The following is a 14217-nucleotide window of genomic DNA, read 5'->3' on the forward strand; positions in this document are numbered from 1 at the left end:
TGTTCTCCTCCTAAAAAATTATACAAGTATGTCTTTAATTTTGTTTATATCATTAATTACATTTTCATAGTTAATTGATTCTCTCTTAATAATTATCACTGGTATATTGAAACTTTTACATGCATTTACTTTTTCTAAGAAACCACCTGCTATTCCACTTTCTTTTGTTATAACTAAGTCTATGTCATAATGTTTATAAGTTTCTTCGTTTATACACTGGCTAAACGGCCCTTTCATAGCTACTATATTGTCTGCGTTTAAACCTAATTTTTCACAACTTAGTATAACTTCACTAGTTGGAAGAACTCTAACTACTAAGTTTTTATCATTTATTTCTTCTACAAATCTATTCAAATTTTTACTTCCTGTTCCTATGAATATATTTTTTCCTATTTTATTTGCTATTTCACAGGCTTCTTCAATTGTATTTACTATAAACTTATTATCATAATCTATTTTTTCAATTAGAGATTTTCTCTCAAATCTTATATATTCTATATTTGATAGTTTTGCACAATACATAGCATTTTTAGATACTTCAACTGCATAAGGATGAGTTGCATCTATTATTTTTACTATATGGTTATCTTTTATAAATTTTAGCATTTCCTCTTTTCCGAGTTTCCCTAAAATTACATTTTTTGTATGTCGTTGTGCAAGTTCCTTTCCATAATCTGTGGTCACTGAAAGGATATATGGTTGCTTTAGTTCATTTATCTTATCACATATAGATAAGCTATCTGAAGTTCCTCCTAAAATCAAAATCATACTGTATAGCCTCTTGGAGTTATCATCAACTCACCATCAATATAAGTAGATTTATTTCCAATTATAACCATTGTAGTCATATCGACTTTTTCAAAATCCATATTTTCAAAAGTACATACAAATTTTTCTTCCTTTTCTCTGCCTACATCTTTAACCACTCCAACAGGCGTATTCCCACTTTTAAATTCACCCATTATTTTAAATGCTTTACTTAAATGCTCACTTCTTCCTTTACTTCTTGGATTATATAAACAAATTACAAAGTCAGCTTCAGCAGCTAATTTCAACCTTTTTTCAATTACTTCCCATGGAGTCATTAAATCACTTAAACTTATATGACAAAAATCATGCATAATAGGAGCTCCAAGTATCGCTGCTGCACCAATACTTGCAGTAACACCTGGAATCACTTTTACTTTTATATCTTCTTTTTCTTTAGATATTAATTCTAAGATAAGTCCTGCCATTCCATATATTCCAGCATCTCCACTACTTACAACTGCTACCTTTTTTCCTTTTTTAGCTTCTTCTACTGCTTGTTTACATCTGTCAACTTCTTGTCTCATACCATTTTGAATTATTTCTTTATTTTGTATAAATTCTTCTATTAAATTTATATAAGTTTTATATCCAACAATAGCCTCAGAATCTTCAATTGCTTTTATTGCTTCTAAAGTCATGGTATCTTTGCTTCCTGGACCAATTCCTACAACGTATATCATATTTTTATTCTCCCCACTGAAAAAGTTATTCCTTTATATTTATGTTTTTCAACTATTAAATTACCTTTGCTCAAAAGATATGCTACAGGCTCTGCTACTGAATACACTCCCACATTTTTTTTAACAAAATCGGATTTATCAAATAAATTATCCACCTTTGATATTTCATCTATTGAAAATGTTTTAAATTGTATTTGTAGTACTTTTGATAAATCAATGATTGCCTTCTCATCTTTTTTCAGCTCTATACTTCCAATCATATTTATTGCTCTTATATCTATATTTTGTTTATTAAGAAATTCTACAAGCGAGTTATACATTAACTCACTATCTGTATTTCTTCTACAACCAATTCCTATTACTATATCTTTTGGAATTACTCTTATTATTTTTTCATTAATATAACCATTCTCAAACTCATTATCTGTATTTAAATTTTCAACATCTCTAATACAATTTATTTTATGGCTTATTATAACCACTTTTTCTATGTACTTATCTAAGAAACTCTCTTTTAATTCATCAATGTTTTCTATAAACTTAAATCCTCTAGTATCAACTTGATACCCTTCATCAACATATAAGCCAACACCTTTATTATTAACTAACATAGAATTCACTTCTTTTACATTTTCTCTGAAGTTATCAATGTGTGCATTTAGGTTCTTTGCTATCATGTCTAAGGAAGCTTTTTGATTTACATCAGTGGCTGTTGTTATTACTGGGTTAGCATCGATAAGATTACTTATATAATGTGTTAAATTATTTGCTCCTCCAATATGCCCACTCAATAAACTTATTACGTTTTTGCCTTTTTCATCTAGTACTAAAATTGCTGGGTCGCTAAATTTACTCACTATATATGGTGCTATACTTCGTACAACTATACCTGTAGCCATTATAAATACTATGTACTGAACCTCCCATGACTAAAGTCACAGGGTTCCTGCTTCATAGAATTTTGCATACTTAAATATGTCTTACAAACTCTCCACAGGCTATCCCCATAGTTCCTACGGTTCTTACATAAGTTATCTATTTTAAACTCTTATTAGTTTTAATCCTTCTTTTAGTATATTTATACTTGCATTTATATCTCTATCGTGAGTTTCATTACAACAAGGACAAATCCATTCTCTTATACTTAAATTCTTAACTTCCTCGTTTTTGTACCCACATTTATTGCATATTTGTGAACTTGCAAAGAATTTACCTACCTTTACAATTTGTCTACCATACCAATTAGCTTTATATTCTAATTGACGAACAAATTCTGACCATGACACATCAGAAATTAAGCGAGATAGTTTATGATTTTTAGTCATATTCTTTACTTGTAAATCTTCTATGCAAATAATATCATTCTCTCGTATTAATTTAGTAGATAGTTTTTGTAGAAAATCCTTCCTTTGATTAGCTATATGTTCTTGAAGTCTTGCAACTTTTAACCTTGCTTTATTTCTATTTAAACTACCAATTGTTTTTCTCGATAATTCTCTTTGTAATTTAGCAAGTTTGTTTAATGACTTTTGAAGATACTTAGGATTTTCTATAAATTCTCCACAACTTGAGATACAAAACTCTTTAATTCCTAAATCTAAACCTATCTGATTATTAGTATTTTCAAATGCTTCAATCTCTATATCAGTACAACATAGTGATACATAATATTTACCACTTGGTTCTTTGGATACTGTAGCATTAAGTATTCTCCCTTGAGGTACTTGTTTATCCCTTACTTTAACCATACCAAGTTTAGGTAATTTTATATATTGACTAAAGTACATAATATTTCCATTGGTAAAGTTAGTTCTATATGAAAATCTGTTAGTTTTCTTTGATTTAAATTTAGGAAATCCTGCATTTTCTTTAAAGAATTTTTTATATGCGTTTTCTAAATCTTTTAAGGTGTTTTGTAGTGAAAATTTGTCAGGTTCTTTAAGCCACTTTAATTCTCTTTTTAAATTGGTCAAATCAGAACTACACTGTTTATAAGTAAAAGTTTCTTTATTGTTTTCATAAACTTCTATTTTTTTAGCAAGATACTTATTATATACAAATCTACAACATCCAAAAGTTTTGTTAATTAACTCTTGCTGTTTTTTATTTGGATACATTCTAAACTTATAAGCTTTTTTCACTACTATCACCTCACTTTAATTGTTTTTTATGATTATTAATATACATATCCGAGTAACTTCTATTTTTCATCACCCATTATAATATTAACAAACGTAATTATTTAAAACAATTATTTCGAAGGTTTTATATCTATTTTTAAATAACATATGTAAGAACCGTAAGTCTTAACTTTTATCATTTTTGAAGTTGTCGTTCACATAAGTTCGCTACTACCTATGCAGTTCTCTTATGAACTTCTTACACTTTCATGTAAGCACAGACTATATCTTATCCTTCGGCATTATCCGTTAAGGTCTACCCACTTCCACTACCAATAGCTTGTAGTGTACTTCCCTCAAGAGGAATAGTCGTTGAAGTTTCTCCTATTCGGAGTTTACCTGCTGATTGCCCATTTTAAAGTACTTAGGGTTTAACCTTATACCATCTAACCAATTTTTTCTACTTTCGTAACTTTCACACTTAGGTTTATTTCATCCTTATGTTTTAGTTTGGTTAGCTTTAGGGGTTTCCAGCAATTCAAGTAGTATTGGATAGGTTATATCCTATCTCTACATATAAGTTTCCCTATACGCTGACTACTTTAGCTACTAACTCATGACTAAAGTCACAAGTGTGCGTAGCTATTTTTTAATCAAATTTATTAAATACTTCTCCCACAAAATCACTTAATTTCTTTTGAACTATATGTACACATGTTTCTTGAACATTTAAATCACTTTTTTTATTTTTTATTTGATATATAACACAGTTACTTACTAAAGATTTTATCTTTACAGCTAGATTCTTACCATTTTCTGTGATACAGATTATAGCAATATTACCCTCTATACTCATGTTTAAAATCCTTGTCATATAACTTTGAGTTATTATATTCTTCTCCTAAGAATCTTCCAACCATTATTAAAGCAGTTTTGTTTATATTATTTTCTTTAACTTTTACAGCTATGTCACTTAAAGTTCCTTTAACTATTTTTTCATCTGCCCAAGTTGCTTTATATATAACTGCTATAGGGGTATCTTTTGGATATCCACCTTCCAGTAATCTAGACACAACCTTCTCAATTTCTTGAACAGATAAAAATATTACCATAGATGTTTGATGCTTAGCATATGATTGTATTGATTCTTTCTCTGGAACTGGAGTTCTTCCTTCCATTCTTGTTATAATTACACTTTGAGAAATTTCTGGAACTGTATATTCAACACCTAAAGATGAAGCTGCTCCTAAAAAAGAACTTACTCCTGGAGTGCAATCATAGTCTATATTCAATTTATTTAAATCCTCCACTTGCTCTCTAATTGAACCATATATAGAAAAATCACCTGTTTGCAATCTTACAACAGACTTATTATTTTCTATACCTTCTCTCATTACATCTATTATCTCTTGTAAATCCATATGTGCACTATTATGTATTTGGCAATCTTCTTTACAATATTCCAGAAGTTCAGGATTAACAAGAGAACCTGCATATATTACTACATCTGCATTACTTAATAATTTGTATCCTTTTAGTGTTATTAATTCTTTATCTCCAGGTCCTGCTCCTACAAAATGTACTTTATTCATAATCATTTTCCCCTTTTTCACAAGATATTATATATATAGGATTTAGTGGTTTAAAGTATTCACCTTTTCCTAGTTTCTCTAGTTTAGAAACATTCAAAACGCATACATCTATTTCTTTAAATCCATATTTTTTTAGTAGTTTTAAAGTTTGATTAAAAGTATCTATTATTATAAAATTAGCTACAAGTCTTCCTCCTGTAACCAAACTCTTTTTAGACCATTCTATTATTTCTTCTAAATTATTTCCTGTTCCACCAAGGAAAATAGACTCAACCTGAGTATTTAATCCTATATCGATTGGAGCATATCCTTTTATTACTTCTATATTTTTTAAGTTGAATTTTTTTACGTTTTTATCTATAAGCTCTATAGCAACATCATTTTTTTCTATGGATATAACATTTAAATTTGGATAATTATATGCTGCTTCAATACTTACACTACCTGTACCAGCCCCTATGTCTATAAAGTTTTTAGCATTAACTAAATTCAACTTACTTATTGATATTGCTCTAACTTCTTCTTTAGTAATTGGAACTTTCCCTGTTATAAATTCACTATTCTTCATCTAAAATCACCACAACATTCATCTCGAAATTGTCCATTCTTATTATATCTTCTGGTTTTGCTATTGTTATTTTTTCATTTTCATATGACAAATTTTCTCCTACAACAATAATCTTATTTAGATTTCTATCCATTATTTCTTTACTTATTTGTTTTGGCCCTATCTTAGAGTCTGTAACCATACATACTTTTTTATGTGATAGTATATAATCAAAATCTGGTACTTTACCATGACTACTTGTGATATATACATCATTCATATCAACGTATATTTTTGAAAATATATATTGTAATGAACTAATTCCAGAAACCATATTTATTATTTTGTTGTCAATATTCTTAGATAGATATCTACCTATACCATATATTAATGGGTCGCCAGAAGCTATTACTGATATTTGCTTTTCTTTATTATTATTTATGTACTCTATAATTTCTCTCAAATTAGAATCTAAGATTATTTTTTCTCCTTTGAAGTTTTTTATAGATTCTAGATTCCTCTTACCACCAATTAATACATCAGAAGTGGAAATTAAGTTTTCACCTTTTTTTGTTATATAGTCCAAATTCCCAGGCCCTAGACCTATTATGTTTATCATATAAAGACCTCCACTAATGCATCTGTATTATCCGATTTACCTAACAATGACTTATCCATTGAAAATATCATCACTTCCACATCAATATCATCTGACTCTTCATTTAAGTATTGCTTTACTCTATCTCTACATTTATTACTTAATATATTATACACCTGTTTATATTCACTATTATTTATTATATCTACAGCTTCTTCAGCTGTTAGGCACTGATTTATTTTATTTAAAAATTCATATGTAGCTCCCATTAAGGCTAAATTTGCCACTAATATCTCACTTCGAGCATCTGCTACTTTACTATGAGTATTAAAGATACCAGCAGATACTTTTATAAACTTACCTATATGGCCAGCCATTAATATTTTTTTATATCCTATTCTTTGAGCTTCTTTAATCATATAGCCTACAAAGTTACTCGTTCTAACTACATACTTAATATCTAAGTTTAGTTTCTCTCTTATAAACTGTTCTCCATGATTTCCTGGAACCAGTATTATTTTATCTAAGCCTTGTTCTTTTTTCATTTGAAGTTCTATAGATAAAGATTTTTTCCATCCTTCATCACTCATAGGTTCAACAATACCAGTTGTACCTATTATAGATATTCCTCCAACTATGCCTAATCTTGGATTAAATGTTTTCTTTGCTACTGCTTCTCCTTGTGGAGCAAATATTGTTATTTTTAAAACTTTATTATCTCCAAGTATAGATTCAAAATTACTTCCTACAAGCTTTCTTATTTCCTCGTTTATCATTTTAAGTGGAGTAGGATTTATAGCTGGCTTACCAACATCTACACTAAGCCCTTTTTTGGTTACTACCCCAATACCAATCCCACCATAAACTCTAATAAATTTATGTAACTCACTTTGACTCTCACTATTAGTACTTACACTACCGATATCATATAAAGTAAGATACTCTTTATCCTCATCGTTTTTGGATACAATTTCAGCTCTTGCATAAATATCCATAGTATGAGTTGCATCTATGTCATCTCCACCATCTTTTTTTATGGAACACTCCACAAAAGAATTAGAAATATTTACATTATCGACCTTTAATGATAGTGGTATCCCTTTAGGTGTATCTATATTTATAGTATCAATCTTATTTTTTGTCATCAACATGTACACAGCAGCCTTAGATGCACCTGTTGCACATGAACCTGTAGTATATCCTCTTCGATATTTTTTACCATCTATATACACATATTCTTCCATACACATACCTACATAGTATATAATATAGCATTTACTATTGCTGCTGCTAAATTACTACCACCTTTTCTGCCTTTAGAAATTATATATGGTATATCTGTTTTTTCAACTTCGTCTTTTGATTCTTGTGCCCCTACAAAACCTACAGGAACACCTATAACTGCATCTAAATCTAATCTTCCTTCTGATTTCATCTCCATAACTTTATATAAAGCTGTTGGTGCATTTCCTAAAACAAATATCTTTCTTCCCTCTTCTTTAGCTGCAATCTCTACTGCTGCCATGGAACGAGTAATCCCTTTCTCTTTAGCTAATTTTGCAGTTTCTTCGTCTGCTACTAAACATTTATATTTACATCCTAATGCTTCTAGCTTTCTTTTATTTATCCCACTAAGAGCCATATTTGTATCAGTATAAATACTCGCATTATTTTTTAATGCATCTATTATACTATCTACTGCTTCTTCTGATATTTTTAATATGTCTAAGTAATCAAAATCTGCAGTAGTATGTATAGCTCTCTTTATTATTTTTTCTTCGATAGTATTCTTAAATCTATAATCTGGTCTAATCTCATCTATTATCTCTTGTATTAATTCAAAACTTTTTTCTTCTATTTTCATAGGATTCTTTATGTATTGCATTCTATTTCCCCCTTAATTCCTCCATTTATTATGTTCAACGTATAAATCTTATTATAAACAGAATTTATATTAGATTCACATAAAACATTTATTATATTTTTATCATCCATAAACTTATCAATTAAAATACCTATTACTGTACCACTGTGAGCAATGTTTACTCCATATGCTCCACATTTTTCAGCTATTTTTATGATTTCATTTAAGTACTCTTTTTTTTCTATATTTTCATTTGCTAAACTACTCAAAGTACAAGCCTCTCCAACTAGAGATAAGTTATCATTTTTCAATCCTTCTTCTAAAAGAGTAAATGACTTTTTTATGATTTCCCTATTTTCTATTTTTAAGGTATTATAATCTTTCCTCAGCCTAATTTTCATAGTATCTAGTACTTTATTGGGCTCAAGTATTATAACTTTTGCATTACTTATATTTCCTAGGTATTTTATAACAGTTCCATTTAGAGGATTAAATATGCTATTTTTGTCTATAAATATAGAATCTGTTGGCTCTATTTCTGCTGCTAATTTACAAATCTCTTCACTACTCAAGTCTTTATCTATCAATGATAATGTTGCCTTTATAGTAGCTCCTATATCGGCAGTCGAACTTGCCATCCCTTTTCCAATAGGTATTTTACTATCTATATTCAAAGAAATATTTTTAGTATCTTTTTTAGGTAAATTAAACTTTTCAAATACCTTCTCAATTGCCAATCTTGACTTATATCTACCCAAATTTATATCTACTAATTTTTCTTCAATATACACTTTGGAATACATATCTATTGCATATGAGCATAAATATTCTTCATCATCAATTATCCCTTGTACAAACTCTCCACAAGATGCTGGGCATATTCCATAAGATTTCATTTTAATCACCCAATAAACTTTTTATATTTTCTATAAGAATTTTATTATCCTCATGAGATTTTATAGCTACTCTTATAAAACTATCATCTAATCCTACAAAGTTAGATGCATCTCTAACCAATAGATTTCCTTGCTTAAACAAATCTTTTTTCAATTCTCTAGATATTTTTTTATAAATTTTTATCAAAATAAAATTAGCATCTGTATCATAGACTTTTATATTTTTTACGTTTCTCAACTCTTGTAACATGTATTTTCTTTCTTTTATGTAATATTCTTTACTCTTTCTAATATACTCTTTATCTTCAAAAATAAAATCAGATAGTATGTCTGCAAAAGAATTTATAGTCCATGGCTCTTTGTATTCATAAATTTTGTCCATAATGTTAGTATTGCTTGTAATACCATATCCTAACCTTAAGCCAGGCATACCAAAAAACTTAGTCACAGCTTTAATGATGAATATGTTTTTGTTTGATTCTATATATTTTACTAAGCTATACTCATTTTCATCTTCAACAAATTCCATAAAAGTTTCATCAACTATTAATAGCTTTTCGTGTTGACCTAATAAGTAAACAAGTTCCTTTAAGTCTTGAACATTCCCACTAGGATTATTAGGATTACATATAAATAAGCTGTCAAATTTTTCAATGTTCTTTTTTATTATATCTATATCAAGTTTAAAATTATTTTCCGAATCTAACTCTAATTCTATAATATCTAGATTGTTTAACTTAGCACTTCTTCTATATTCTGAAAATGTAGGATTTATTATAGCTAATCTTTTTTTAATACTCCTCATAAGCAAATAAATCACTTCTGTAGCACCATTTCCAGGTATTATAAAGTTTGGATTTATATCTATATATTTTGATATATTTCCTCTCAAGTTTGTATAGTTTATATCTGGATAATTCCTACACTCTTTTAATCCTCTTAAAATGTATCTTTCTAAATTTGGTAATACATTTGGATTTATATTTGAACTAAAATCTATTATTTCTTTTGGGTCTTTCCCATATAATTTTGCCATTTCATCTACATTGGCACCATGCCCTAAATCCTTCATCTATGTCCCCCTTAAGTTAGCAAACCATAATTTATATAATTAAGTTAATTAAAATCGCCCTACATAACATATATACTAGTGTAAATACTAATATAGATACAAAGGAAGATGCATACATAATTTTATTCGTTTTAATTATATCCTCTTTATCTATCTCCCTAAGCTTATCCCCTATTGTTGGCTTATATACTTTTTCTCCAAAATAAAAATTGGTACCTCCCAGTTGTATTCCTAAAGCACCAGACACTGCCCCCTCTGAAAAAGCACAATTTGGACTTTTATGATTCTTTCTATCTCTAATGGATATTTTAAAACAATTTCTATAGTTGTAACGTAAAAAGAAACTGCCAATTGTCATAAGAATAACAGATATTCTAGCTGGTATATAATTGGCTATATCATCAATCTTAGCAGAAGCAAAACCAATATCTTTATATTTCTCATTTTTATATCCAACAGTTGAATCTAATGTATTTATAGCTTTATACGCCATAGCAAGTGGTGCTCCTCCAATAAATGCATAAAACATAGGTGCAATTATACCATCTACAGTATTTTCTGCAACAGTTTCTACAGTCGCCCTTATTATCTCAGACTCACTTAAATTAGTAGTATCTCTACCTACTATATAAGATAACTGAGTTCTAGATTTCTCTATATCTCCAGTTTTTAATACATTATAAATTTTTAATGCTTCATCTTTTAAACATTTTGTAGCTAGTATTGTATAAATTAGAAAACTATTTACTGCAACACTCAATACTACATTAAAACTAAATAACTTCACTATAGCATAGGTTATTAAATACGTTATTCCAACAGTGATAAACCATAATATAAATCCGCCAAATTTTAATTGTTTATCACTCTTAAAAACCTTCCTTATTATACCTTGAGTAAAATTTATAAGCTTACCAATAAACCTCACTGGATGAGGAAAAGAATATGGGTCTCCTACAATTAAATCTGTCACATACCCTATATAAATAGATAAAATATTCATTTACTTATTTCCTTTATTCAAAAAATTTTCTATACAATTTAAATTATTATAAAAATGAGTATGAAGATATGTAGCTAAAGTGTTTCCTTTACTATAACCACCATCCCATTCTTCTACTATATTTCCATCTCTTTCTTTTTTCATCGAATATGCACACTTCTCATCACTCTCAAATATTGAATGATGAAACTCATGTCCTTTAATCGTCTCTCCCTTTTTAGATAAAAGAGTATTTTCTTTAGCTACACCAATACAGTATCCAAATCTCTTTAAAGAAGATGTCATCTTACTAATTCCACTAAATATACCAACCATATTAAATTCTTGTTCTTCTTGATTCAATAGTTTCTCACCTAGGTACATCAGTCCTCCACATTCTGCATAAATAGGTATATTGTTATTATGTGCTTCTAATATAGAGGTTCTCATTGACTCATTTGCTTCTAGTTCTTTTCCAAATATTTCTGGAAAACCTCCTCCAATATAAATATAATCTGAAGTTGGCACTGATGTATCTTCAAGAGGACTAAAATAATTTACTTCTAATCCAAGTTCTTCTAAAAGCTCTATATTTTCTCTATAATAAAAATTGAATGCCTTATCATATGCTATAGCTATTGATTTATTATTAACATGCTTTTTTATTCCATTATTTTCTATCAAAGTTTGAAAATCGAAATCACTCTCAAACTCATCACTTTCCGAGATTTCGATTATTCTATCAATATCTATATAACTTTCAATTTCATCAGCTAAAGTATAAAATTTTTCTCTTAGAGATTTCATCTCTACACTAGGAACCAATCCTAAATGTCTAGATTCTAAAGAAAATTTATTATTTGGAGGAAAATATCCCAATACTTCAACATTACAATATTTCTCTATAGAACTCTTAATTATTTGATAATGGCTATTAGTCTTAACATTATTTACTATGACACCTTTTATATTTACATCTTTATCTAATTCCTTATATCCTAGTACCATAGCAGCACTAGATGCTGCCATAGATTTTCCATTTATAACTAATATAACAGGTGATTTTAACACTTTCGAAGTATGTGAACTTGTACAGTTATCTAAATCTATTCCAAAACCATCATACAACCCCATAACACCTTCTATTACTGAAATCTCTGCATCCTTTGAGGACTTATTTACTATATACTTTATTTTTTCGTCATCTAACATATAAGAATCTAGATTTCTGGAATGTCTTCCAGTTATAAAAGTGTGGTATGAAGGGTCTATATAATCTGGCCCTACTTTATATGGCTGTACTTTCATATTTCTCTTGACTAAAGCTTGCATTATCCCTAATGATATTGTTGTCTTACCTACTCCACTACTAGTACCTGCAATTAAAATTTTTTTCATAATACACCTCCTACCTAAATTATAAATACAGAATCATTAATATTTCATAATCTCATATATTTTTTCTATATCTAAATGCTCTCTCAAAAAATCAGCCAATTTATCATATTCTTTATCTTTAAATTCATCAAAAGAGTTTACCTTGCTTTCTAATTCTTGTAGACCTTTTTTCATTCTTATATTATTTAAAATTTTCCTTGTAAAACTTATTTCATCGAAAATTCCATGAAGATAGGTTCCGATTACATTCCCATCTTTATTTATGCTTCCTTCAGTATAATTCACTTCTTCATCCAGTTTTTTTGTTATCAGGTCCAAGCTTCTTACACCATTACCTCGATTTGTAATACCCATATGGATTTCATAACCTTTGACTTTCTTACCTTTAAGGCCATTCATATATTCACCAGTACATTCAACAATAGTAGCTTCTACCTGTGTTGTAGTTTTTTCTTTCTCAAATATTGTTTCTGTATCTAAGAGACCTATACCATCAACTTCTTCAATTTCACTTTCAACATGGTAAGGGTCTTTTAATTTTTTACCTAGCATTTGATATCCACCACATATACCAAATATCAATTTACCCTGACTATATAAATTTTTAATTTGTGACTCAAGACCACTTTTTCTTATATATGTTAAATCATCTATAGTACTTTTAGTTCCAGGTATTATTACCATATCGGGATTTCCTAAAGATTCCCCATAATCTACATACCTAATACTTACATCTTCTTGCGTCTCAAATATATTGAAGTCTGTAAAGTTAGACATATGTGGAGTTCTAATTATTTCTATGTGTATATCGCTTTTATTCATTTTTTTCTTGAATCTAGTAGTCACACTATCTTCATCTTCTATTTTTATATCTGTATAAGGAACTACACCTATAACTGGTACTTTTATGATGTCCTCTAACATCTTTACTCCATCTTGTAAAAGCTCTTTTTTGCCTCTAAATTTATTAATTATTACTCCTTTTACTCTTTTTTTCTCATCTTCACTTAATAAAAGCATTGTTCCTACCAGTGATGCAAATACTCCACCTCTATCAATATCTCCAACTATTATTACAGGTGCATCCGCTATTTCTGCCATACCCATATTAGAGATATCTCTATCTTTTAAATTTATCTCTGCATTACTACCTGCACCTTCCATAACCACAATATCATAGGTTGAATTCAAGCTATCAAAGGTATCCTTCAATACATCTACCAATTCCAGTTTATAATCATGATATTGAGAAGATGGCATTTCCCCTATAACCTTCCCTCTTACAATAACTTGACTTTTGTTATTTCCAGAAGGTTTTAATAAAACCGGATTCATATCAGCTATTGGCTCTATTTTCGCCGCTTCGGCTTGAAACACTTGTGCTCTTCCCATTTCTAATCCTTCTTTAGTTATAAAAGAATTTAAAGCCATATTCTGAGATTTAAAAGGAGCAACCGTATAACCATCTTGTTTAAATATTCTACACAGCCCTGCTACTAAGATACTTTTACCTACATTTGATGCTGTTCCTTGTAGCATTATTTTTTTCCCCACTTTCTAACCCCTCCTTGTTAAAATTTACTAAAACACAAATAAAAAAAGTCCTAATGCTTCTAAAGATAGGACTTTTATACGTATTAATTAAAAATCTTTCACCC

General features: G+C 28.9%; 15 protein-coding genes. All 15 read right to left on the reverse strand.

Going from position 1 to position 14217, the window contains the following annotated elements; genetic code table 11:
• Positions 1 to 18 precede the first annotated feature (18 nt).
• The 15 genes from cobK to ACTG44_RS18915 all read right to left on the reverse strand — a co-directional run bounded on the left by cobK (position 19) and on the right by ACTG44_RS18915 (position 14113).
• Entirely contained in the window at positions 19 to 768 is a 750-nt protein-coding gene (gene cobK / locus ACTG44_RS18845; protein ID WP_021386350.1) for a precorrin-6A reductase, read from the reverse strand.
• Positions 765 to 1490, reverse strand: a complete 726-nt coding sequence (gene cobJ / locus ACTG44_RS18850) for a precorrin-3B C(17)-methyltransferase (RefSeq protein ID WP_169470255.1) — start codon at positions 1488 to 1490, stop codon at positions 765 to 767. The genes cobK and cobJ overlap by 4 nt, the downstream gene beginning before the upstream one ends.
• Positions 1487 to 2401 carry a cobalt-precorrin 5A hydrolase gene (gene cbiG / locus ACTG44_RS18855; RefSeq protein WP_479920304.1) on the reverse strand — a complete coding sequence of 305 codons (915 nt, stop codon included), beginning with the start codon at positions 2399 to 2401 and terminating at the stop codon, positions 1487 to 1489. Before cbiG ends, cobJ begins: the two co-directional genes overlap by 4 nt.
• Before the next feature lie 129 nt (positions 2402 to 2530).
• Positions 2531 to 3640 (reverse strand): IS200/IS605 family element RNA-guided endonuclease TnpB, encoded by a 1110-nt coding sequence (tnpB, locus tag ACTG44_RS18860; RefSeq protein WP_479921024.1) that lies wholly within the window; start codon positions 3638 to 3640, stop codon positions 2531 to 2533.
• A gap of 619 nt (positions 3641 to 4259) precedes the next feature.
• Complete coding sequence (locus ACTG44_RS18865; protein WP_479917732.1) at positions 4260 to 4466, reverse strand: hypothetical protein; 207 nt, start codon at positions 4464 to 4466, stop codon at positions 4260 to 4262.
• Entirely contained in the window at positions 4450 to 5202 is a 753-nt protein-coding gene (locus tag ACTG44_RS18870; RefSeq protein WP_021386369.1) for a cobalt-precorrin-4 methyltransferase, read from the reverse strand. The genes ACTG44_RS18865 and ACTG44_RS18870 overlap by 17 nt, the downstream gene beginning before the upstream one ends.
• Positions 5195 to 5770, reverse strand: a complete 576-nt coding sequence (locus ACTG44_RS18875) for a decarboxylating cobalt-precorrin-6B (C(15))-methyltransferase (protein ID WP_021386341.1) — start codon at positions 5768 to 5770, stop codon at positions 5195 to 5197. Before ACTG44_RS18875 ends, ACTG44_RS18870 begins: the two co-directional genes overlap by 8 nt.
• Positions 5760 to 6368: a cobalt-precorrin-7 (C(5))-methyltransferase gene (locus ACTG44_RS18880; RefSeq protein WP_021386351.1), complete on the reverse strand. Its 609-nt coding sequence runs from the start codon at positions 6366 to 6368 to the stop codon at positions 5760 to 5762. The genes ACTG44_RS18875 and ACTG44_RS18880 overlap by 11 nt, the downstream gene beginning before the upstream one ends.
• A complete protein-coding gene (gene cbiD / locus ACTG44_RS18885; protein WP_479917733.1) occupies positions 6365 to 7591 on the reverse strand; it encodes a cobalt-precorrin-5B (C(1))-methyltransferase CbiD in 1227 nt (408 codons plus the stop codon). Before cbiD ends, ACTG44_RS18880 begins: the two co-directional genes overlap by 4 nt.
• Positions 7592 to 7599: 8 nt before the next feature.
• A complete protein-coding gene (locus ACTG44_RS18890) occupies positions 7600 to 8232 on the reverse strand; it encodes a cobalt-precorrin-8 methylmutase (protein WP_479917734.1) in 633 nt (210 codons plus the stop codon).
• Positions 8220 to 9107: a GHMP family kinase ATP-binding protein gene (locus ACTG44_RS18895; RefSeq protein WP_479917735.1), complete on the reverse strand. Its 888-nt coding sequence runs from the start codon at positions 9105 to 9107 to the stop codon at positions 8220 to 8222. The genes ACTG44_RS18890 and ACTG44_RS18895 overlap by 13 nt, the downstream gene beginning before the upstream one ends.
• A 1-nt stretch (position 9108) precedes the next feature.
• Complete coding sequence (locus tag ACTG44_RS18900; RefSeq protein ID WP_479917736.1) at positions 9109 to 10179, reverse strand: pyridoxal phosphate-dependent aminotransferase; 1071 nt, start codon at positions 10177 to 10179, stop codon at positions 9109 to 9111.
• 31 nt (positions 10180 to 10210) lie between these two features.
• On the reverse strand, positions 10211 to 11182 hold the full coding sequence (gene cbiB / locus ACTG44_RS18905) for an adenosylcobinamide-phosphate synthase CbiB (RefSeq protein WP_479921025.1): 972 nt from the start codon (positions 11180 to 11182) through the stop codon (positions 10211 to 10213).
• Positions 11183 to 12559 carry a cobyrinic acid a,c-diamide synthase CobB gene (locus tag ACTG44_RS18910; RefSeq protein ID WP_021386354.1) on the reverse strand — a complete coding sequence of 459 codons (1377 nt, stop codon included), beginning with the start codon at positions 12557 to 12559 and terminating at the stop codon, positions 11183 to 11185.
• A 36-nt stretch (positions 12560 to 12595) separates the two neighbouring features.
• On the reverse strand, positions 12596 to 14113 hold the full coding sequence (locus tag ACTG44_RS18915; protein WP_479921026.1) for a cobyric acid synthase: 1518 nt from the start codon (positions 14111 to 14113) through the stop codon (positions 12596 to 12598).
• Between the last annotated feature and the right edge of the window lie 104 nt (positions 14114 to 14217).

Source organism: Clostridioides sp. LIBA-2809 (assembly GCF_056688965.1).